The following is a 22220-nucleotide window of genomic DNA, read 5'->3' on the forward strand; positions in this document are numbered from 1 at the left end:
TATGATGAAAATTGCCTGTATTGTTGGTGCTAGACCACAATTCATTAAACACTTTCCCCTTGAATTAGAATTAGCCAAGTTTTTTGAGGTAATAACAATTCATACAGGTCAACACTTTGATGATAATATGAGTAAAGTATTCTTTGATGAACTTGGTTTAAAAAGACCTGACCATCATTTTACGTTACAAAAGTTCACACATGGCGGACAAACTGCTGAAATGTTAGAATCTATTGAGAAGAATTTGATTGAAGATCAAATTGATTTATTGCTTGTATATGGTGATACCAATTCTACTTTAGCTGGAGCCTTAGCAGCTTCAAAGATTAATATTCCTGTTATTCATGTTGAAGCGGGTTTAAGAAGTTTTAATAGAAGTATGCCCGAAGAGGTGAATCGAGTTTTGACAGACCACATCTCTACATTGATGTTCTGTTCCTCAACTTTAGGTTCAAATAATTTAGTGAATGAAGGTATATCATCTGGTGTAGAAGTTTGTGGAGACTTGATGAAGGATGCTTTGATGATGCTAAAAGATAAATTGAAGAATCCAAGGGATGATAATTTTGCTCTTGCTACACTACATAGACCCTATAATACGGACCAGCCACAGAGGTTAAAAAAAATCCTAAACACTTTAAATGAGATTGATTTAAAGGTAGTTTTCCCCATTCATCCAAGAACTAAAAAAGTTTTGAAGCAGGAAGGATTTAATTTTTCAGAATGGTCGAATATAGAATTTATAGATCCAGTTGGTTATATCGAAATGCTCTCTTATTTGAAATACTGTAATCTTATAATCACTGATTCTGGAGGGGTTCAAAAAGAAGCCTATTGGATGAAAAAACAATGTATTACAGTTAGGTCTGAAACGGAATGGATCGAGACTTTAGAAGGAGGTTGGAATACACTGGTTTTTGAAAACTTAGAGAGTATTAAAAGTATTCAAAAACCGGAAGATAAGGCATATAATAATTCTCTTTACGGTGATGGTCGTTCGGCCGAAAAAATTGTACAACGCATTCTGGACATTTTTGGTTGATGATTCACATCGTAGACTACAAAACTGGTAATCTTGGCTCAATTAAGAATATGCTTAAGAAGATTGGTGAGCCTTCTTTGATTACTTCTAGCTCTGATGAGCTATCTAAAGCCAAGAAAATAATATTACCAGGTGTTGGAGCATTCGATAAAGGAGTTAGTATACTTCGCGATTTTGGATTGTGGGAGGTTTTGAATTTAAAAGCCCATGATGAAAAGATTCCAATCCTAGGTATTTGCTTAGGGGCCCAATTAATGACCAAAGGTAGTGAAGAAGGTAAGCTAGCTGGATTAAATTGGGTAGATGCCGAGACTGTTAAATTTAGAGTTTCTGACAAACAGAAATACAAAATTCCACATATGGGATGGAATAGAATAAGAAGTCTTAAAAGTAGTTTATTGATGGAAGGGATGTATGAAAATCCTAAATTCTACTTTGTTCATTCCTACCACATGAAGTTTAATACTATTGAAGAGGCCCTATTTGAATGTAAATACGACTATAACTTTCATGCAGCTTTTGAGAAAGGGAATATCTTAGGTGTTCAATTTCACCCGGAGAAAAGTCACAAATTCGGAATGCGATTACTTGAAAATTTCGTAAAGAACTTCTGAAGATGGAAATTAGACTAATTCCAATATTACTTTTGAATAATAACACCCTATACAAAGGAGTCAAATTTAAAAAACATAAATATATTGGTGATCCAATAAATGCTGTTAAAATTTTTAATGAGAAAGAAGTTGATGAACTCATATTCTTGGATATTACTGCCACTAAAAATAAGAAAGAACCTAATTATACTTTTTTGACTGATGTTGCCTCACAATGTTTCATGCCTTTGTGCTATGGAGGAGGAATAAATAGCCTCAATCAAATTGAAAAAATACTATACACAGGAGTTGAAAAAGTATCTTTAAATACGAGTGCAGTTTACAATAAGGGCTTAGTTAAAGAAGCAGTCAAAGAATTTGGTTCTTCAACAATTGTGGCATCGATAGATGCAAAAAAGCGGCTATTGGGAGGCTATAGAGTTTTTACGCACAGCGGATCTCAAAAGACAAATATTGATCCCTTAGATTTAGCAAAGGAAATGGATGATTTAGGCATTGGAGAGATATTAATTAATGCCATAGATCAAGACGGTTTGATGACTGGATATGATTTAATGCTATTAGAATCTATATCTAATGAAGTAAGTGTTCCAGTTATTGCAGCGGGAGGCGCTGGTAAGTTAGAAGACTTCAAACAAGCTATAACTCAAGGTAATGCTTCTGCGGTTGCTGCAGGAAGTTATTTTGTTTTTCAAGGTAAACATAAGGCAGTATTAATTACATATCCTAATAAAACAGAATTAGATTCGTATCTAAATTTCTAACAAGAACTTAATGAAAACTGAATATAAAATTTGTAATCGATGTGTAATGGACACCACAGATAGTGAGATTACATTTGATTCAAAAGGTAATTGTAATCACTGTAATAAATATTTCGAATTAGCGCCTAGTGTATTAAAACATGATGCACATGGTCAGCAGGAATTATCGGAATTAATAAAAGAAATTAAGAGAAAAGGAAAAAACAAAGAATATGATTGTATTATTGGACTAAGTGGAGGTGTTGATAGTACATATGTTGCATATAGAGTAAAGAAATTAGGGTTAAGACCTTTGGCAGTACACTTTGATAGTGGCTGGAATTCTGAATTGGCTGTAAAGAATATTGAGAATGTTGTTAAAAAATTAGACATAGACCTTTACACCCATGTATGTGATTGGGAGGAAATGAAGGACCTTCAACTTTCCTATTTTAAGGCCGGTGTTATCAATGCGGATGTCCCAATGGATCACGCATTTGCTGTTGTTCTGTACAGAATTGCACGAAAAAATGGAATAAAATACTTTATCACAGGGCATAATTTTGAAACAGAAGGAATCTTACCACATAGTTGGGTTTTTGGTGCTAAAGATGGACGCAACTTAGAAGCAATTCAAAAGGCTTTTGGTAGTAAAAAGCTTAAAAAATATCCCGTAAGTAGTTTATTTGAAGAATTTTATAACGATTACATTTATAAACTTAATAAAATAAGGATATTGAACTATGAGCCTTATAATAAAGAAAAGACTAAATCATTTATAGCACGAGAATTAGCTTGGAAAGATTATGGTGGTAAGCATCATGAATCTGTATTCACTAGGTTTTACCAAGGTTATTATCTTATCAAGCGCTTTGGGAAGGATAAGAGAAGAGCTCATTTATCTACTCTTATCTGTTCAAATCAAATCTCAAGAGAAGAGGCTCTTATTGAATTAGGAAAACCTCCTTATGTGGATAAAGAAATATTAAAACAAGATCTAGAGTATATACCTCAGAAACTGGGCATTAGTGTTTCTGATTTTGAGGCTATTATCAATCAACCAAATAGATCTCATTATGACTTTCCTAGTTACTACCCAATTAGAAATGTTTTACGAAAAGTCAGAAGCTTTTTACTAGGCTAAGAGTTACATGGTTACCTATCATATAGCAAAGTTTGATTGCAGTAAGTCTTCTAGATTACAAATGCAATCGAGGTGGGATGAAGATTATATATTCCTACATTTTTCTGATAAAGAGGATAAAAAAGCTGTAAAACTTTCTTTTGACTCTTTGTCTAATGCAATAAAAGAGGCATCAGAAGAGGATAAATTTATTTTCCATGCTCAATCAAGTTTGATATACCTTTTATATGCCGTGTATAAAAATTTGGCCAAAAATCAGATCATATATGATATTCATGATTTCAATGTTGTAGGTTGGAAAATAAACTATAATTGGGTTCGTTCTTGCATTTTTTATTTCATAGAGTTCTTAGTTTTGAAAGTGTTAGGGGTCACTACTATGATCGTGTCGAAAGGCCTTAGTGAAAAAATGAAAAAAAGGTATTTTCTGAGACAGATAACTGTAGTGAGAAATATTAGTATTAAAAATAATGTTCCAAGAAATGATACCAAAAGTGCCACTAAAGCTGTTGTTTACTTTGGAACCTTTGATAGGTTAGAAGATTCGTTTTTTCAGTTTCTTTTTGATCATAATTTGCAGCTTGATATATACGGAAGATTTAACTACAAATTCCAATCTAAAATTATGAAAAAAGCCATAGATGAGGGCTTTGTAAAATACTGTGGTGAATATGATCCTAATGAATTGAGCTTCTTGAGCAACTATCAATATTTATATTACAATATAATTCCTCCAGACATTAATTATAGATATGCCGGTCCTAACAAGTTTTATCAAGCCTTGTCTTACGGCTTGATAATATGTACTCCTCAAGGGTATAGTGAACTCACATATATTTTGAGAGAATTTTGCTATTGGCATAAAATCATCGACCATAAAGATTTTAGTGAGCTTGTAAGAGCACCTGAGAATGTGTCTTCTCACAAAGAACTTCTTGATTATCTGAACTTTTTAAGCTTAGAGTCAAAAAAAGAATACTTACGTCTATTAAAAATCAAATGAAAAGATGAATGTTCTCGTCTTATCAAGGTTTTTCTACCCTGGTTACAAAGCTGGTGGACCTATTAGATCTCTCAAAAATCTAGTAAAAGTCTTAAGCGATGATATTCGGTTTGAAGTATTGACAACTGATAGAGATGTTCATGAAACTAAGTCTTACAAAGGTATAGTAAAAAATGAGTGGATGTTTTGTAATGAACTTAGGATTAGAATATTTTATTCTTCGACTAGCGAAGTGTTTAGGGCTATGAAGCAAGGGATTTCTTCAAACGACTTGGTTTATATTAATAGCTTTTTTGACCCAGGATTTAGTATTTTACCATTAGCAGTATCACTTATTTTGAGAAAAAAAGTCATTCTTGCACCAAGAGGCGAATTCTCAATTGGTGCGTTAGAGTTAAAGAAATTTAAGAAACGAACATACCTTATATTTTTTCGTTTATTTAGGCTTCACAAAGCGATTGCATGGCATACTACTAATCACGAAGAGTCTCAGAGGTTAAATGATTTATTTGGCACGGACCTAAGAATTTATTCCGTCAATAATATTTCTGAAAAGGCGCAGGTACTAAACTTTGATAACGAAAAAAAGAAAGGGGTTTTAGACCTTGTATTTTTTGCAAGAATTTCGAAAAAGAAAAATTTACATTATGCACTTGAGGTTCTTTCTCAATCTCCATATTTAATTAACTATCACATCTACGGTGTCGTTGATGACTACAAATATTGGGATAAATGTTTACGCATCATAGCATCTCTACCATCTAACATCAAAGTGACTTATCATGGAACATTAGATCACCCTCTGCTCATGAAAAGAATAAATAATTATCATGCTTTATTCTTTCCTACATTAGGAGAAAACTTTGGTCATAATATTGCCGAATGTTTGGCATATTCAATTCCTGTAGTAATAAGTGATCAAACCCCATGGCAGGACTTACAAGAATTGGGTGCTGGTTGGGTTATTCCAAACTCAAAAAGAAACGAATTAAAAGAGGTGATAAATGAACTTGCGCTTATGGAAAATGAAACCTATCAGAATCTAAGAAGAAGTACTTTAGATTTTTTTACAAAAAAAACCAGTACTCATTCAAAACAAATTAAAAGCGAATATTTAAAAATGTTTGCTTTAAGTGATGATTAAACCATTTACAAAGAAATTTCCTTTTAAGGTTAGTACGATCCTTAAGGTACTTACAACAAATTTTAATCTCAAGAAGCTAAATTATGAATTTAATATAAATCCAGTTTTAGGTAAGAAATTAATCATTAATTCTTTTTTCTTCTTTGCTCTGATGCCCTATGCATCTCCAATCCCTTTAGGGTCAGATATTCAAATAGTAACTGGTTTTATAGCTTATATCTTAATGGGTGGTCTTTTGCTTAAAGACAAATTAGTAGTAAGCCCTCGTGAATTTTTAATTATAGTACTTGGCTTGTTCTTTATTGCATATATAAATACTGATGAGCCGACTTATCAATTCAGAAAGGCAATCGGACCGATTTATGCATTCGGTGTTTATTACACTGCAAAAAGATACAAAGGGTATCTTTCCCTGAAACTCTTAGATATTATTTTAGGGATATATTTTGTGGCTGCAATTACACAGTTTGTTTCACCAGGACTTTTTGAAATGACTTTTGAAAAGTTTATCAGGTTGGCGAAATTCACAGGTAATTCTGGAAGAGGTGTGACTTCTGTTACACCTGAACCTAGCTTTCTAGGTATAATTTGTATCTATATATTGTTATTTCAAGACTGGATTTATGCTCATAAAAATAGAATCAAGGATAAACAATATAATGCTAGGATGTTTTTTGCCATTCTTTTGATTTTGTTATCAAAATCTGGAGCAGGTTATATCTTACTTTTTTTGTATTTGGCATCTAAGTCTATTATTCTTCTAAAGAAGTATTGGTATGTTATTCTGCTTGTTTTAGGGATAGGTTCGAGCATTATTGCAAATACTTCTGATGATATCTCGGGGAATAAAGGGTTAAAGGATTTAATATCAATTTTAAAGACTTCTTCACCAAAGGACCTATTAATGGTGGCTTCGCTGTCGAATAGGATCAACCCAATTATTGTAGGAGTATCTGGAGCTTTAGAAGAACCACTAGGAAGAGGAAGTGGAGCATTTACAACACAGGCGAAAGAAGTTTACTTAGATAATGGAATAGACGAATTGTATCCGGTACATATAAGAGATCGATTATTATTTGAGATCTCAACAGACTCCGTTTCTACTTTTGGTAAGTATGTATTTGAATATGGTATATTCTTCATACTCTATCTTTTTTTAATTTTAATTGGACTCAACTTTCGCAAAACAGGTCTTTTTACTGTTTTTCTTCTTCTAGTAGGTTTGCTTTTTAGTTTACCAATAGTATACCCTCCTTTATGGCTAATGTTTGGACTTTTTGAAAGGAGGATTCCAATAAAATAATTTCTACGAAAAGTGAAGTGATCAAAATATGGAAGCACTAAAAAAACAAGTCTCGGATTTTTGGGAGGAGAGTTCATGTGGTGAAAAACTTTTTCTTGAAGGTTTTACTGAAGACGACTACAATAGGCAAAGTGGGCTTAGGTACGAATTGGAGCCAGAGATTTTGACTTTTGGACAGTTTGAAAGATTTAAGGATAAAGAAGTATTAGAAATTGGTGTAGGTCTTGGCGCAGATCACGAGCGCTTAGCAAGAAATGGTGCAATCTTAACCGGTATAGATCTTACTGATAGAGCTATAAGTCACACAAAGAGAAGGTTTTTTTTAAAAGGATTGAATTCTAACCTTTCTCAAGCCGATGCCGAGCAATTACCTTTCGAAGATGAAAGTTTTGATGGAGTTTATTCATGGGGTGTGATTCATCATTCTCCTAACACAGAGCAAGCAGTCAGAGAGATTCACCGAGTTCTTAGAAATAAAGGAAAGGCCAAAGTCATGATTTATCATAAAAATAGCATAGTGGGTTTTATGCTATGGGTTAAATATGCCTTGTTCAAGTTCAAACCTTTTATGAGCCTGGATACTATTTATCATAACTATTTGGAGAGCCCAGGTACTAAAGCATATACATATGAAGAGGCTAGAGAGTTATTTAAAGATTTTGAAATAATATCAATTTCATCACCAGTTACTCATGGAGATCTGTTAAAATCAAAGGCAGGACAGAGACACGAGGGAAAATCTTTGAATTTAGCACGGAAGATCTGGCCTAGATTTTTAATCAGAAAGTTTTTTCCCAACAATGGTTTGTTCTTAATGATTGAAGTTCAAAAACCATAAAGTGATAAATTTTTATCAGTTAAAGGCTGTATATGTGTGGAATTTTAGGTTCAATTAATCAACCATTGGATAAGGACTCTCTGAAGATCATAAAGCATAGAGGTCCGGATAGTGAGGGGTGGTACACACATGGACCGTTTTATTTAGGACATGTCAGATTATCTATTCAAGACTTAAGTTCAAATGCAGATCAGCCCTTTGTTTCAAAAAGTGGCAACTTGATCATTGTTTTTAACGGAGAAATATACAACCACTGGGAACTAAGAAAAGACCTTGAAAATAAAGGTGTTGAATTCAGAACAACTTCGGACACTGAAACTATTATTGAGGGATTTGAATTAGAGGGAATTGGATTTATAAATAAGCTAAATGGCATTTTTGCTTTAGGTATACTAAATAAATCGAAGAATGAATTATTGATCTCGAGGGATCGCTTTGGTATCAAACCTCTCTATTATTCTTTGACAGATGAACAATTAGTATTTGCTTCAGAATTAAAGGTAATTCCTGCTTTAAATCAAAAAATTAACGTCAAAGCACTCTCCAATTATATAAGGTTCCTTTGGAGTCCAGGAATTGATACTCCCTTTGAAGGAATCAAAAAGGTACTCCCAGGAGAGATTGTAAAGCTTTCATTGGAAAAGGGTAAGCTGATAAGTGAGCGGTCATTGCTCCAAGTGCCTACATTTGAGGGCTCATGGTTACCAAACAATGAAGAAGAGTTGATTACTGATCTAGAGAAGTTACTTCTTCAAGCCGTAGATAGACAGTTACTTTCTGATGTCCCTGTTGGGTTTTTTCTATCGGGTGGACTTGATAGTAGTCTTTTAGTTGCAATGGCTAAAAAATTAAGGCCTATCGAAGCATTGCAGTGTTTTACTATCGACACCACCACCTTTTCAAAAAGCGAAGGCTTTAGTAATGATCTTGATTATGCTAGGCTAGTAGCAGATTATTTAAAAGTCGATTTAGAAGTTATCCCTTCGGAAGTTGACATTGCTCTGGAGTTTGATAAAATGGTCTGGTATCTTGATGAACCCCAAGCCGATCCAGCGCCTTTGAATGTTTATAACATCTCAAAACGGGCAAAGGCCATGGGCTATAAGGTGTTGATTGGAGGAGCGGGAGGAGATGATCTTTTTTCTGGATATAGAAGACATCAGCTCATTCGTTTTGAACAAATCGTACAAAGCTTACCGCAGGTGATCCATAAAATGATAAGTTATCTGCCTGTTTTTAAGCCTACAACTCCTACCAAAAGAAGACTTTTGAAATTGTTAAAGACTTTTAATCATAAAAAAGGTAATAGACTGTTCACTTACTTCGAGTGGTTAGAGTGGGAAACGGTGATTGAACTTTTTAATAAAGAATATCACGAACAGCTCAAGGATCTGGATGAGTTTGATTTCTTCAAGCAGAAGCTCCAAGAGATTAAAGAAGAAAAGGCCATACTCAATCAAATGCTCTATCTGGAACAGAAGTCTTTTCTAGTCGACCATAACTTTAACTATACCGATAAAATGGGAATGGCTGCTGGGGTAGAAATTAGGGTTCCTTTTTTAGATAATGATCTGGTTAATTTTAGTTATGAGATTCCTCCGGGTTTAAAATTAAAAGGGAAGGAGACTAAGTACTTATTAAAAAAAGTAGCTGAGAAATACTTGCCCCATGAGGTCATCTACAGGTCGAAAGCAGGTTTTGGAGCGCCAGTAAGAAAGTGGATCACTGAAGACCTAGCTGATATGGTAGAAGAAAGACTGAATGAAAAGGCTATTCAAGAACATGGTATTTTTTCATATCCCTCAGTTAAAAAGCTAATTGATCAGAATAAAAGCAATGAAATTGATGCCTCTTACCCTATTTGGGCGATATTAGCAATTGATAGCTGGTATAGGCAATTTGTTAAGAAAGGATTCAATGAAACAAATCATACAAGACCTTAAAACAGGGGAAACGATATTAGAAGAATTGCCGGCCCCAATTGTAAAATCTGGGGCCGTACTTATTCAAACCAAAGTGAGTTTGGTGTCACTCGGTACCGAACGAATGTTGGTAGAGTTCGGAAAAGCTGGAATTTTAGCCAAAGCACGTCAACAACCTGATAAGGTGAAGATGGTTCTTGATAAAATGAGAACTGATGGAATCCTACCAACATTGGAAGCAGTTTTCAACAAGCTTAATCAGCCGCTGCCACTTGGTTATTGCAATGCTGGTGAAGTGGTAGCTATTGGCAAAGGGGTAAGTGAATTCAAAGTTGGAGATAGAGTGATATCCAATGGAAATCATGCTGAGTTTGTCAATGTTCCGGAAAACTTGGTGGCTAGAATTCCCGATAATGTCACTTATGAACAAGCGTCATTTACTGTAATTGGATCTATCGGACTTCAAGGCATTCGTTTGTTAAATCCTACTTATGGAGAAACAGTAGTTGTGATTGGCCTCGGACTTATTGGTCTTTTAACAGCTGAGTTATTAAAAGCTAATGGTTGTAGGGTGATAGGCTATGATTATGATGAGAGTAAAGTCAGCATCGCCCAAACCAAAGGAATTTTGGCCTATAATCTGTCTAATGGCATCGATCAAGTCAAAACAACCATGGATTTAACCAACGGAGTAGGTGCTGATGGGATTATTATAACTGCTTCGAATAAGTCAAATGATATCATTTCGAATGCTGCTAAAATGAGCAGAAAGCGCGGTAGAATTATTCTCATAGGTGTAATTGGGCTTGATATTTCCAGAGCAGATTTCTACGAAAAGGAATTGACTTTTCAGGTATCATGTTCCTACGGGCCTGGTCGCTATGACGATGCTTATGAGCAAAAAGGACAAGATTATCCTTTACCTTATGTGCGTTGGACAGAGAAAAGAAATTTTGAAAGTGTACTTCAAGCTATTGCAACAAAGCAATTGGAGGTTGACTCTTTGATTACAGAAAAAGTGCCTCTTGAGGAGTTTACCAGTATTTACAAAGGCATTGGCAATAGCAATTCAATTGCTTCTCTTCTTACATATGGAGAGGAAAGTAAGGCAATCAAAAGGAGCATCTTTATTGAAGATTTTACCAAGCCTAGTGCAAAAATTGGAGTAATAGGTGCTGGTAACTTTACTAATGCTATGATCCTCCCGGTTTTAAGAAAAATCGGAGCAGATGTGCATACTATTGCTAGCTCAGGAGGTTTGAGCGCAAAAACATTAGCAAAAAAGTTTAGAATACCACATGTTTCAAGCGATTATCTGGAAATGCTTCAAAATAAGGAAGTAGAGACTGTATTAATCACCACACGTCATAATCTTCATGCCTCAATGACATTGGAGGCGTTGAAAGCCGATAAACACGTTTTTGTCGAGAAACCATTGGCATTGACAATGGAAGATATTGATCTGATTGTCAGTGAAATGAATGCCACAAAGAAATCTGTCGTGGTAGGGTTCAACAGAAGATTCTCCCCTCACGCAGAAAAAATCAAATCATATCTTCCTTCTAAAATTCCCGTCAATGTAATTGCCACGATGAATGCTGGCCATATCCCTGAGAACTCATGGGTACATGATATGGAAACAGGAGGAGGAAGAATCATTGGAGAGGCTTGTCATTACATTGATCTACTCGTTTATCTCACAGGCAGTAAGGTACAGTCAATCTGTATGAATGCCTTGGGTAAAGAGCCAGAGGTGAATACCGATAATGCATCTATCCTTCTGAAATTTGAAAATGGCTCTAATGGAGTCATCAATTATTTTGCGAATGGATCTAAGTCCTATATGAAAGAGCGTTTTGAAGTGTACTGTCAGGAGAAAACCTTTGTATGTAGTAATTTTCGAGAAACACAGGCTTTTGGCGTGAATGGATTTAAAAAATTGAAGACCAAACTCGACAAGGGGCATGAAGAGCAATTCAAAAGGTTAAAGAATTTTGTGCAAAATGGTGGGAAACCAATCATTTCTCAAGAAGAAATAATAAATGTGAGTAGAGCAAGTATTTTAGCCCTTGAAAGTCTAAAATCTGGAGCTTGGCTAAATGTGGAATAAGTTAAAAACAATCCTAGAAACGCTAATACACTTGCGTTTCATTCAAATCTACTATCAAATCTATTATCGATTGAGGGATTGGCTTTTTGGAAAGCTCATACTATCCAAAGTAACAGAAATTGAAAGAATCCATGATCGATTTAAACTTTATCCTTTCTATCCTATAGGCCGACATATTCATGTCTTTGTTGACCCATCTGATAAAATAAATTTCACTTTTCTCAATAAATCTAATGCATTCAAGACAGAAGTGATCGACTGGAACTATGACGCGCATGGTAAACTCTGGACGTATAATCTCAATTATTTTGAGTTTCTTTTTTGTATTGAACTCGACCACGAATCCAAAGTGGAGCTTCTGAAAAGTTACTGTGAAAATTGGTCGGACTTAAAAGATGGTTTGGAACCATACCCTACATCTTTGAGATTGATTAATTGGATAAAATACCTCATTAGCACCAAACATCGAGATGAGACTCTCGAAAGATTTATACAAGCACAAGGCGCTTTATTGTATAAGTCTTTAGAATATCATTTACTAGCCAATCATTTATTAGAGAATGCCTTCGCCTTGTTATTCGTGTCGGTTTTTACCAATGACCCCAAATTATACCGTAAGGCCATAAGAATACTCAAGAAAGAATTGGATGAACAAATTTTGGCAGATGGTGCACATTTTGAACGATCCGTCATGTATCATCAGATCATCTTGTTTAGATTACTTGATTCGATCAACCTACTTAAGTACAATAAAGTCGAATCTAAGGTGCTTCCATTTTTGGAGGATAAGGCTTCTTATATGATGTCTTGGCTGATGACTGTTACTGATAACGGTAAGATTTTTCCTCAATTTAATGATTCATCACCTGGTGTTGCACCCTCAAGCCTTCAGCTCCTGGAGTATTTTCACAGCTTATCACTAAAAAAGAAAACAGGTGTAAATTTAGGGCCTAGTGGCTTTCGGTTTTCGAAACAGGGTCAGATAAAGGTTTTATTTTCAGTAGGTAAAATTGGGCCATCGTATCAGCCAGGGCATGCGCATGCAGATGAGTTGAATTTTCTTTTGTGGATTGGCGATCGACCTGTGATTTCAGAGATAGGAACCTCAACCTATGAGAAAAATGAACGAAGACAGATGGAGCGGTCTACAACTGCCCATAATTGTATCTACATTGGGTCAAAGAATTCTTCAAATGTTTGGGGTGGATTTCGAGTTGGCAGAAGAGCAAAAACAGAGTTGATCAAGGATACCCAAAACGAAATTGAGGCTTTCCACAATGGATTTAGGAAATATGGACTAAAGATCTTGAGAAAGATAAATATGAAACAGAGTGGGTTTGAAATAGAAGATGTGATAGAAGGTATGGGAGCCGAACAAGAGTGTTTCCTAAATCTACATTTTCATCCGGAAGTCAATATATCCTTAAAGCAGAATCAAATTAGAGCAGACGATTTGGAAATTTCTTTTGAGGGGTATAGAATACTTCGTTTAGAAAAATTTATGTTTGCGCATAGTTTCAACCGTCTTGAAGAGGCTAATCGATTGATAATCAAAGCTCAGTCAAAGAATAAAATTATAATCCGCAATGTTAGTTGATATTATCGCAGGTGCACGACCCAATTTTATGAAAATTGCACCCATTATTCATGAGATAGAAAGAAGGGCGCTTGACTCAAGTAGACTCTGTTATAGACTGGTTCATACGGGTCAACATTACGACAAAATTATGTCAGATGACTTCTTCGAGCAACTAAACATACCCCACCCTGATTATAACCTGGAGTCTGGTTCTGGGACTCAGGCTGAGCAAACAGCCAAGATCATGACGAGATATGAAGCACTTCTATTGGAGAAGCCTTGTGATTTAACCTTAGTCGTTGGAGATGTTACTTCGACCATGGCTTGCTCAATTGCAGCTAAAAAACTCAATATTAAAGTTGCTCACGTGGAGGCGGGAATTCGATCTTTCGATTTAGCCATGCCGGAAGAAATAAATCGCATGGTCACAGATAGTATAACGGATTATTTCTTCACTACTACGCCACTGGCAAGTCAGAATTTGTTGAACTCTGGTGTTTTGCAGTCGCAGATCTATTTTGTGGGGAACGTAATGATTGATACGTTGTATGAAAATTTGCCAAGACTGAAGAAGCCTTATTTATGGGATGAACTTCGACTTGAGGAAAACCATTTTCTATTAATGACGCTACATCGTCCAAATAATGTGGATCAAGTTGATAAACTAAAGGCATTGATCAATGAGATTGTCGCAAATTCAAATGGCTTACCTATCGTTTTTCCAATTCATCCAAGAACCGCTAAAGTTTTTGAAAATTCTGGTATAAGATTTGATAATCTTCATTTGGTAAGTCCTATGGGCTATTTGGAATTTAATTATTTGGTGAAAAGAGCTAAGGCAGTTATTACAGATTCGGGAGGAATTACAGAAGAAACTACAGTATTGGGTATTCCTTGCATGACCTTAAGAGATAATACCGAAAGACCAGAAACATGTGATTTGGGAACTAATGAACTACTTGGGACTAGAGTTGACGCAATCGCTCCAGCTATGAAAAAACTTTTTCATGGCAAATGGAAGCAAGGTAGCATACCAAGTTTGTGGGACGGTAAGACGGCAAGTAGAATTGTTGATGTTTTGGTGTCTTTATGAGATTACTCTATTTGACTTTCTATTTTGAGCCTGATTTGTGCGCTGGTTCCTTTAGGAATACGCCTTTAGTAAGTGCAATTCAACAACAAATGAGTAAAAATGATGAGTTGCATGTCATTACTACCATGCCCAATAGGTACAGTTCATTTAAAGAAGAAGCTTCAACTTTTGAGCAAAGAGATAATGTTTTCATCTATAGGATTCCACTTCCTGAGCATCAGTCCGGATTTTCTGATCAAATGCGTTCCTTCCAGACTTACTTTTTTGAAGCGATTAAACTTGCCAAAAAGATAAATTATGACGGTGTTTTTGCCTCTTCAAGTAGATTGTTTACGGGATTTCTTGGTAAGTATTTAAGTAAAAGGAGGAAAACAAAATTATATCTCGATATACGAGATATTTTCACAGATACGATGAATGATGTGATTGGGAACCGGTTTTTTCGGATCTTTTTTTTGCCAGTGATAAAAAAAATAGAGCGATATACCTTCTCTAAAGCGGATAAAATCAACCTTGTTTCCAAAGGCTTCGAAAATTACTTTGCTCAATACAAAGTTCCGTCTTATTCTTTTTTTACTAATGGCATTGATGATGTTTTCATCAATGCTAGGAGTTCTAAGTCCCTTTCTGGAAAATTGAATCTTATTAAACGAATCGTATACGCAGGTAATATTGGAGAAGGACAGGGACTTCATAAAGTTCTTCCAGAAGCTGCAAAACGTTTGGAAGGTCGATTTGAGTTTTTTGTGATCGGCGATGGTGGAGCCAAAGCGAAGTTACTTCAAGCGATTGATCAAGAGAGAGTCACAAATATTAGAATAGTCAAACCAGTAGGTAGGTTGGAATTGATTGAATACTACAAGGAAGCCGATTATCTTTTTCTACACCTAAATGACTATAAGGCTTTTGAAAAAGTTTTACCCTCCAAGATTTTTGAATACGCTGTTTTTGGTAAACCATTAATAGCTGGAGTTTCGGGTTATTCGGCTCAGTTTATTAAGGAAAATGTTAGTAATTATTTACTATTTCACCCAGGCGATCATCAAACCCTCGTCAACTTATTAGAGCAGGACAAATTTAGTAGTGGAGTAGATATTGATTTTATTCAAAAATTTAATCGATCTACTATCATGCGTGCAATGTCAGAAGATATTTTAACCGTAATGAATGGCTAATGACTAAGTCAAAAATAATTTTAGTCACTGGCGCATCAGGATTTGTCGGTAAATACTTCTGCTCAGCCCGAAATAATGATTACGTTTTACGCCCTATCTCATTACAAGGCATCGCGATCGAGGAAATCGATTTGAGTGAAATTGATACTGTGTTGCATCTTGCTGGTATTGCGCACCGAATGGAGAGGACTGAAGATAAGTTGTATTTCGATGTAAATTACGAACTCACTAAATCACTTGCTGCCGAGTGTAAAAAGGCCGGTGTAAGGCACTTTATTTATATGAGTTCCATAAAGGTCTATGGTGATGGTCATGAACACTTGACCTTAGATACTCCATGTGATCCTTCGGATGCATACGGTAGGAGTAAGCTTCTGGCTGAAGATTTTCTAAAAAGCATTTCTACTGACTTTTTCATCGTATCGATCATTCGTCCCCCTTTGATGTATGGAGCTGGCGTCAAAGGGAATTTGGCGAAACTGATTGAAATGGTTCAAAAAAGAAGTTTTATTCCACTTGGAGGAATTGACAACCAAAGAAGTATTCTAAGCCTTAACAACTTGGTTGTTTTATTGGACCGACTCATTGAAAGACGCGAGCCAGGTATTTTTCTTGTTCAAGATGATAGCCCCATTTCAACAACTTTCATTTTAGAAGCATTGGCTAAGGCAAGCGATCGAAATATTCACCTTTTTTCAATACCGGATTTTTTGCGATTCGTAATAAAAAAAGTATTTCCTCATATTTACATACGTGTTTTTGGATCTTTGATCGTTGATGATTCTGTCACAAGAAAGACATTGAATTATGTACCTGTTGAATCCTCTGTCGATGCTATCGCTAAAATGATAAAAACTAAGAATGAGCAAACTATTTGATTTAAATGAATTCATTTCGAAGTATGTCACAGAAAGAGAAGAAAGTTTATTTCTTCAGGACCTTACAGACTTTGAAAGAACACTAAAAGAAAAAACAAAAGGAAAAACAGCACTTGTTATAGGTGGAGCTGGAACCATAGGTTCTTCCTTCATCATGGCTTTGCTCAAATTTGAGATCAGATCCTTATATGTAGTTGATATCAACGAAAATGGATTGACAGAATTGGTCAGGGATATTCGAAGCAGAACGGATATTCTTATACCTGATGAGATTGTGACCTACCCAATGAATTTTTCAGATCAAGTATTTGAACGTATGTTCATTGACGCGGGTCCTTTTGATATAGTTGCTAATTTCGCTGCTCACAAGCACGTAAGGAGTGAAAAGGATCATTTTTCGATTGAAGCCATGATCCAAAACAATGTGCTTAAGGCCAAAAAGCTTCTTGATCTTTTAGTAGACCATCCAGCTGAGCATTTTTTCTGTGTTTCCACAGATAAGGCCGCCAATCCGGTAAATGTGATGGGGGCAAGTAAAAAGCTCATGGAAGACCTCATCTTGGCCTATTCAGACAAACTCCATATTACCACAGCACGCTTTGCCAATGTTGCTTTCTCAAACGGTAGTTTGCCTTTTGGTTTTATGGAAAGGCTCGCTAAAAAACAACCTTTATCAAGTCCCCTCCATATCAAAAGATATTTTGTATCTCCAGAGGAGTCGGGTCAGATCTGTTTACTCGCTTGTTTATTAGGTGATTCTGGACAAATATTCTTTCCAAAGCTAGATTATGATAAGAATATGAAGACCTTTTCCTACATAGCAGAAATGCTTTTAAAGGAACTAGGCTTTGAGGCTGAAAAATGTAAAAGTGAGGGAGAAGCTAGAGAGAGAGCGAAACAACTGACAAATAAGTCTAATAAGTATCCCGTATATTTTTTTGAGTCCAACACTTCAGGTGAAAAATCTTTTGAAGAATTTTATACGGTTGACGAAAAGCTTGACCTTCGTTCATATAGCGGTCTTGGTGTTGTGTTACAAACTCCAAAAAGAACCCTTAAAGAGTTAATGAGTATTTTTACGGAACTAGAAACTTTATTCAGTTCAAGTGAAATAACTAAAGCTTCAATTGTCAGTGCACTTAAGCATTACTTACCTAACTTTGAGCACATAGAGAAAGGAAGGAATTTGGATCAAGGAATGTAGGCCTATGTATCGTTTCTTAAAAAGAACAATTGACTTGGTGCTTTCGGTATTAGCTGCATTGTTTCTTTTACCACTGTTGTTACCTATAATGATAGGTCTTAAATTGACAGGTGAAGGCTATATTTTGTATAAGCAAAAACGAAAGGGTTACAGGAATAGAGATTTTTATATCTTGAAATTTGCAACAATGCTGAAGGATAGTCCCAACATTGGGACTGGAGTAATTACGCTCAAGAATGACCCGAGAATCACACCTATGGGAGGATTTTTAAGGAAAACCAAACTCAATGAACTTCCTCAAATTTTCAACATTATCCTTGGGGATATTAGCCTAGTTGGTCCAAGGCCTTTAGTACAGAAGAATTTTGATGCATATCCTGAGAATGTAAAGGAGAAAATATATGCATCTAAACCTGGGCTTACCGGGATCGGCTCAATAGTATTCCGCGATGAGGAATCATTAATTAGTAATGCCAAAGTTGATCCGCATGAATATTATAAAAACGTAATTGCTCCGTATAAGGGGAAATTAGAGATGTGGTATAATGAGAATGCTTCAATTTGGATTGATCTAGTCATCATTTTTCTTACTGCTTGGGTAATTTTATTTCCAAAATCAAAGATTCATTATAAAGTTTTTAGTTCACTTCCCGAAGAACCTAAGTTCTAAGTAATTACCTTTGTATCAGATAAGTAAATTATGGCTGCTCAGATTTTGGTTCTTGGGACATCTCTTTTGGTGACTTTTTTGATGTTTCCTGTTTTCATAAAGTTCTCCAGGCGAAGAAACTTTTTGGACGATCCAGGCGGTAGAAAAATTCATAGAGTTCAAACTCCTTCAATGGGAGGGTTGCCTATTTATCTTGGATTAATGATCGGTGTCCTCATTTGGTCGCCTTTGGAAATATTGAGTGAGACGAAATTTGTGATCAGTGCGATCACTATTATGTTCATTATTGGCTTGCGAGATGACTTGGTCAATTTGAAAGCTGTTCAGAAACTCATTGGTCAAGTTGCTGCTGCTATGATCATAGTAGTCGTTTATGATGTACGTTTGGACTCGTTTTATGGTTTGCTAGGAAGTGGTTCCATGAATATTATGTTAAGTTATTTCCTTTCGATCTTCACCATAATCGTAATAACCAATGCTTTTAATTTGATTGACGGTATTGACGGGTTGGCAGGAGTTGTAGGTCTCGTGGCCTCTTTATTCTTCGGTATTTGGTTTTTCTTGAATGACGAAATGGGTTTTGCGACAATTTCGTTTGCATTAGCCGGGGCCTTGATCGCCTTTTTAAATTATAATTGGGCTCCCTCCAAGGTATTTATGGGTGATACAGGATCTTTATTAATTGGCTTCTTTCTTTCAATAATGGCGATAGCATTCATAGATAAGAATCATGAGATATCACAAACTTCAGATTTTGCTTTTGACAATTCCATTGGAACAGCTTTGGCAGTTTTAATAGTGCCATTAGCTGATACCTTGCGCGTATTTACTAAGAGAATATTGAGAGGTAGATCCCCGATGCATCCCGATCGAATGCACACGCATCACATCTTGCTTCGTTTAGGCTGTGACCATGCTCAGGCCACCGGTATTTTGGTAACAGTGAATGTGATTTTTGTTTTATTGGCATTGGTACTAAGGAATCTTTCGGATGCTGTGGTGATCCCCGCTATTGTAGTCACTGCACTTGCATTAAGTATTATACTTGATTCTATTTTCAGATCTGCCATTGAGAAACGCAAAGAGGACTTGCGTGAGGAAAACAGAAGAGGAAAAGCTAAGGATAAAGTTGTTTCCTTTGACAAGTTTGCTAGTTAATGCTCATGTCGTCAGCGCTTAAATATTCAATGAGAAATCAAATCATCCTTATTCTTGTACTGGCTGTATTTAGTATCACCAGTACCCAGTTAGGTGCACAAACACTACCTGATTTCGGAAGTGTTGATGTCAAAGAATTGAGCGATACTCAACTCCAGTCTTTACTTAGGAGAAGTAAATCGCTTGGATTAGGTACTGATGAATTGATCGAAATGGCACAATTGCAAGGGCTCTCAATGGAAGATGCCCGTGTGCTGCAAAAGCGTTTGACTTCGCTTACTTCATCTAGAGTTAATCAAGGACAAGACGGAATCAATAGAAGTATTGATAGGGCTGTTAATGATATGCCGAACATTTTTTCCGAGTCGTTGATTCTAGACTCGCTTCGCAGGTCGAATCGAATATTTGGCTCGGAGTTTTTTGGGGCCAATTCATTGTTGTCTTTTGAGCCTGATTTAAACACATCTGCACCAGATGATTATAAGCTTTCTGCTGGGGACGAGCTGTATATTGACATTTATGGTGAGTCAGAGCAGTATTTTGAAGCTACAATCACCCAAAATGGGAGCATTATCATTAGTAATGTTGGGCCTATTCCGGTAAATGGCTTGACCATAGAAGAGGCAGAACAAAGAATAAAGACCCGATTTGGTACATTTTACGCTGGGTTGAATTCCAGTCCACCTTCGATTTTTTTAAAGGTGTCTTTGGGTAATATTAAAACGATCCGGGTTGATATTGTTGGTGAAGTTTTTGCCCCTGGGTCTTACAAGGTCAGTGGATTCAATACGTCGTTTAATGCACTTTACTTGGCCGGTGGGATTACCGACAATGGAACTTATCGTAGCATTAAGCATTTCCGTGATAATCAATTGCTGCAAACAATTGACTTATATGAATTTCTGATGAAAGGAGTGACTGATTCTAATTTGACCTTACAAAATGGAGATGTGATCATGGTTGGCGCCTATTCTAATCGCGTGGAAATCACGGGTGCATTGAAGCGACCGGGTATTTTTGAAGTGAAGGCAAATGAAAGTGTTGCAGATCTGATCAACTATGCGGGAGGTTTCAAAGAAAACGCCAAGACGGATCGTATCTCGTTACAACGAAATGCAAATGATCAAAAAAGTTTGATCGATGTGTTCGAGAGTCAATATGAGGCAATTTTTCTACAAGCAGGCGATGTGGTTTCAGTTGATCGTTTAATGGATCGTTTTGAAAATAGAATACTCATTGAGGGTGCGGTTTTTAGGCCAGGGGCTTACTCTTTGGAACAGGCCAAAACGCTGAAATCGTTGATTGAGAGAGCGGCAGGACTAAAAGGAGATGCTTTTTTAGAAAGGGCCTATATCATTCGAACCAATGATGATTTTTCTACAGAAAACCTGAGTTTTTCACCCTTAGCTGTAATGAGTGGTCAGAGAGACCTTAAGCTGCAAAGAGAAGATAAGGTGGTCATTTTTTCAAAATTTGATCTGGATGAAGAGGCGATCGTTGAGGTTGGGGGAGAAGTGAATCAACCATCGGTTATTCCTTATCGTGACGGTATGAATATTGGAGATGTATTACTTGCAGCTGGTGGCTTAAAACTAACCGCTGAACTTTCCAACATTGAAGTCACAAGACTCAAGTTGGGAGACGAAGATGAAGTGTCAGAGATCTTGAATGTTTCGGTAAATGAAGCCTTAGAAACTGCAGAGGATTTCGTGATACAGCCCTTTGATAAGATCACAGTAAGAAGAAAACTGAATTTTGAACCACGCATTTCTGTGATGGTGGAGGGAGAGGTGTCTTATCCCGGTGAATATGACCTGACCACTCGTACGGAACGCATTTCTGATATCATTGCACGAGCGGGAGGATTGAAAGAGTTGGCCTACGTAAAAGGGGCTACTTTGATTCGTAGAACGGAAAATTATCAATCCCCATCGGAAAATCAGGCACGCATACAGAAACTGAAGAGGATTAAGCAGAAACTAGATAGCACGCAAAGTTTGCTTTCCGAAAATGAGCAAATGATGAGGGAACGATTGTCAAAAGAGATTCAAGATCTTGAGCAGAATGATAAGACCAGAACAGATCAATTCACCAATCTGATTAAAAGCGAACGGCTTCAGAATATTCGGGAGAGAAACGGGCTCGAGTCGAATGTGCAGGTTGGCAATTATGAAACAGTGGCCATTAGGTTGGATAAGATTCTAGATGATCCCAAGGGAAACAATGACCTGTTATTGGAGGATGGAGACGTGTTAGTGATCCCAAAGAATTCCGAAACAGTCAGGATCAGAGGAAGTATTGTATTTCCAACTACACTCAAAGTGGATAATTCACGAAGTGCCAAGCACTACATTAACCAAGCAGGTGGTTTTGCGGCGAGAGCCAAGCGCAATAAAACTTATGTGATCTATCCGAATGGCGAAGTAGCTCGAACCAAACACTTTCTTTTCTTTAAAAACTATCCTAAAGTAGAACCAGGTTCGGATATTATTATTCCTACTAAAGGGCCTAAAAACCCCTTAGGGGTTCAACAGGCGTTAGCCATCACCTCGGGTTTGGCTACTGTAGCGTTACTGATCAGTCAAATCAACTTCAACTAG

18 protein-coding genes are annotated in these 22220 nt (G+C 36.4%); all 18 read left to right on the forward strand.

The features are described 5' to 3' along the window. Position 1: 1 nt before the first annotated feature. Genes wecB (AC2D6U_RS12390) through AC2D6U_RS12475 form a run of 18 tightly spaced genes read left to right on the forward strand, consistent with a single transcriptional unit; the run spans position 2 to position 22220 of the window. Complete coding sequence (gene wecB / locus AC2D6U_RS12390; RefSeq protein WP_484721302.1) at positions 2 to 1042, forward strand: non-hydrolyzing UDP-N-acetylglucosamine 2-epimerase; 1041 nt, start codon at positions 2 to 4, stop codon at positions 1040 to 1042. After that, positions 1042 to 1656, forward strand: a complete 615-nt coding sequence (gene hisH, locus AC2D6U_RS12395) for an imidazole glycerol phosphate synthase subunit HisH (protein ID WP_484721303.1) — start codon at positions 1042 to 1044, stop codon at positions 1654 to 1656. Before wecB (AC2D6U_RS12390) ends, hisH begins: the two co-directional genes overlap by 1 nt. A gap of 2 nt (positions 1657 to 1658) precedes the next feature. Beyond that, complete coding sequence (locus tag AC2D6U_RS12400) at positions 1659 to 2420, forward strand: AglZ/HisF2 family acetamidino modification protein (protein ID WP_484721304.1); 762 nt, start codon at positions 1659 to 1661, stop codon at positions 2418 to 2420. 10 nt (positions 2421 to 2430) lie between these two features. After that, positions 2431 to 3543, forward strand: coding sequence for an N-acetyl sugar amidotransferase (locus AC2D6U_RS12405; RefSeq protein WP_484721305.1), 1113 nt, complete (start codon positions 2431 to 2433; stop codon positions 3541 to 3543). A gap of 7 nt (positions 3544 to 3550) precedes the next feature. Next, positions 3551 to 4546 carry a glycosyltransferase family protein gene (locus tag AC2D6U_RS12410; RefSeq protein ID WP_484721306.1) on the forward strand — a complete coding sequence of 332 codons (996 nt, stop codon included), beginning with the start codon at positions 3551 to 3553 and terminating at the stop codon, positions 4544 to 4546. Between the two features lie 4 nt (positions 4547 to 4550). Further along, the gene (locus AC2D6U_RS12415) at positions 4551 to 5690 is read left to right on the forward strand and encodes a glycosyltransferase family 4 protein (RefSeq protein ID WP_484721307.1); all 1140 of its coding nucleotides are present in this window, start codon (positions 4551 to 4553) and stop codon (positions 5688 to 5690) included. Further along, on the forward strand, positions 5683 to 6993 hold the full coding sequence (locus tag AC2D6U_RS12420; protein WP_484721308.1) for a hypothetical protein: 1311 nt from the start codon (positions 5683 to 5685) through the stop codon (positions 6991 to 6993). Before AC2D6U_RS12415 ends, AC2D6U_RS12420 begins: the two co-directional genes overlap by 8 nt. Before the next feature lie 28 nt (positions 6994 to 7021). Then, positions 7022 to 7831: a class I SAM-dependent methyltransferase gene (locus AC2D6U_RS12425; protein WP_484721309.1), complete on the forward strand. Its 810-nt coding sequence runs from the start codon at positions 7022 to 7024 to the stop codon at positions 7829 to 7831. Positions 7832 to 7863: 32 nt separating this feature from the next. Further along, complete coding sequence (gene asnB / locus AC2D6U_RS12430) at positions 7864 to 9774, forward strand: asparagine synthase (glutamine-hydrolyzing) (protein ID WP_484721310.1); 1911 nt, start codon at positions 7864 to 7866, stop codon at positions 9772 to 9774. After that, complete coding sequence (locus AC2D6U_RS12435; protein WP_484721311.1) at positions 9749 to 11863, forward strand: bi-domain-containing oxidoreductase; 2115 nt, start codon at positions 9749 to 9751, stop codon at positions 11861 to 11863. The genes asnB and AC2D6U_RS12435 overlap by 26 nt, the downstream gene beginning before the upstream one ends. Beyond that, a complete protein-coding gene (locus AC2D6U_RS12440) occupies positions 11853 to 13460 on the forward strand; it encodes a heparinase II/III domain-containing protein (RefSeq protein ID WP_484721312.1) in 1608 nt (535 codons plus the stop codon). The genes AC2D6U_RS12435 and AC2D6U_RS12440 overlap by 11 nt, the downstream gene beginning before the upstream one ends. Then, a complete protein-coding gene (gene wecB / locus AC2D6U_RS12445) occupies positions 13450 to 14535 on the forward strand; it encodes a non-hydrolyzing UDP-N-acetylglucosamine 2-epimerase (protein WP_484721313.1) in 1086 nt (361 codons plus the stop codon). Before AC2D6U_RS12440 ends, wecB (AC2D6U_RS12445) begins: the two co-directional genes overlap by 11 nt. Beyond that, positions 14532 to 15710 (forward strand): glycosyltransferase family 4 protein, encoded by a 1179-nt coding sequence (locus AC2D6U_RS12450; RefSeq protein ID WP_484721314.1) that lies wholly within the window; start codon positions 14532 to 14534, stop codon positions 15708 to 15710. Before wecB (AC2D6U_RS12445) ends, AC2D6U_RS12450 begins: the two co-directional genes overlap by 4 nt. Continuing rightward, complete coding sequence (locus tag AC2D6U_RS12455) at positions 15710 to 16588, forward strand: NAD-dependent epimerase/dehydratase family protein (protein ID WP_484721315.1); 879 nt, start codon at positions 15710 to 15712, stop codon at positions 16586 to 16588. Before AC2D6U_RS12450 ends, AC2D6U_RS12455 begins: the two co-directional genes overlap by 1 nt. Continuing rightward, positions 16572 to 17792, forward strand: coding sequence for a polysaccharide biosynthesis protein (locus AC2D6U_RS12460; RefSeq protein ID WP_484721316.1), 1221 nt, complete (start codon positions 16572 to 16574; stop codon positions 17790 to 17792). Before AC2D6U_RS12455 ends, AC2D6U_RS12460 begins: the two co-directional genes overlap by 17 nt. Before the next feature lie 4 nt (positions 17793 to 17796). Beyond that, positions 17797 to 18462: a sugar transferase gene (locus AC2D6U_RS12465; RefSeq protein WP_484721317.1), complete on the forward strand. Its 666-nt coding sequence runs from the start codon at positions 17797 to 17799 to the stop codon at positions 18460 to 18462. A 30-nt stretch (positions 18463 to 18492) separates the two neighbouring features. Then, complete coding sequence (locus AC2D6U_RS12470; RefSeq protein WP_484721318.1) at positions 18493 to 19620, forward strand: glycosyltransferase family 4 protein; 1128 nt, start codon at positions 18493 to 18495, stop codon at positions 19618 to 19620. A gap of 29 nt (positions 19621 to 19649) precedes the next feature. Then, positions 19650 to 22220 carry an SLBB domain-containing protein gene (locus tag AC2D6U_RS12475; protein ID WP_484721319.1) on the forward strand — a complete coding sequence of 857 codons (2571 nt, stop codon included), beginning with the start codon at positions 19650 to 19652 and terminating at the stop codon, positions 22218 to 22220.

The sequence above is a fragment of the Roseivirga sp. YIW32 genome, assembly GCF_057219245.1.

Bases quoted from the DNA above. Each gene is read 5' to 3' on its own strand.
- AC2D6U_RS12470 (WP_484721318.1), top strand. From the start codon at position 18,493: ATGGCTGCTCAGATTTTGGTTCTTGGGACATCTCTTTTGGTGACTTTT.
- AC2D6U_RS12455 (WP_484721315.1), top strand. From the start codon at position 15,710: ATGACTAAGTCAAAAATAATTTTAGTCACTGGCGCATCAGGATTTGTC.
- AC2D6U_RS12460 (WP_484721316.1), top strand. From the start codon at position 16,572: ATGAGCAAACTATTTGATTTAAATGAATTCATTTCGAAGTATGTCACA.
- AC2D6U_RS12450 (WP_484721314.1), top strand. From the start codon at position 14,532: ATGAGATTACTCTATTTGACTTTCTATTTTGAGCCTGATTTGTGCGCT.
- AC2D6U_RS12405 (WP_484721305.1), top strand. From the start codon at position 2,431: ATGAAAACTGAATATAAAATTTGTAATCGATGTGTAATGGACACCACA.
- AC2D6U_RS12425 (WP_484721309.1), top strand. From the start codon at position 7,022: ATGGAAGCACTAAAAAAACAAGTCTCGGATTTTTGGGAGGAGAGTTCA.
- AC2D6U_RS12400 (WP_484721304.1), top strand. From the start codon at position 1,659: ATGGAAATTAGACTAATTCCAATATTACTTTTGAATAATAACACCCTA.
- AC2D6U_RS12465 (WP_484721317.1), top strand. From the start codon at position 17,797: ATGTATCGTTTCTTAAAAAGAACAATTGACTTGGTGCTTTCGGTATTA.
- wecB (WP_484721302.1), top strand. From the start codon at position 2: ATGATGAAAATTGCCTGTATTGTTGGTGCTAGACCACAATTCATTAAA.
- AC2D6U_RS12420 (WP_484721308.1), top strand. From the start codon at position 5,683: ATGATTAAACCATTTACAAAGAAATTTCCTTTTAAGGTTAGTACGATC.
- hisH (WP_484721303.1), top strand. From the start codon at position 1,042: ATGATTCACATCGTAGACTACAAAACTGGTAATCTTGGCTCAATTAAG.
- wecB (WP_484721313.1), top strand. From the start codon at position 13,450: ATGTTAGTTGATATTATCGCAGGTGCACGACCCAATTTTATGAAAATT.
- AC2D6U_RS12435 (WP_484721311.1), top strand. From the start codon at position 9,749: ATGAAACAAATCATACAAGACCTTAAAACAGGGGAAACGATATTAGAA.
- AC2D6U_RS12440 (WP_484721312.1), top strand. From the start codon at position 11,853: ATGTGGAATAAGTTAAAAACAATCCTAGAAACGCTAATACACTTGCGT.
- AC2D6U_RS12475 (WP_484721319.1), top strand. From the start codon at position 19,650: ATGAGAAATCAAATCATCCTTATTCTTGTACTGGCTGTATTTAGTATC.
- AC2D6U_RS12410 (WP_484721306.1), top strand. From the start codon at position 3,551: ATGGTTACCTATCATATAGCAAAGTTTGATTGCAGTAAGTCTTCTAGA.
- asnB (WP_484721310.1), top strand. From the start codon at position 7,864: ATGTGTGGAATTTTAGGTTCAATTAATCAACCATTGGATAAGGACTCT.
- AC2D6U_RS12415 (WP_484721307.1), top strand. From the start codon at position 4,551: ATGAATGTTCTCGTCTTATCAAGGTTTTTCTACCCTGGTTACAAAGCT.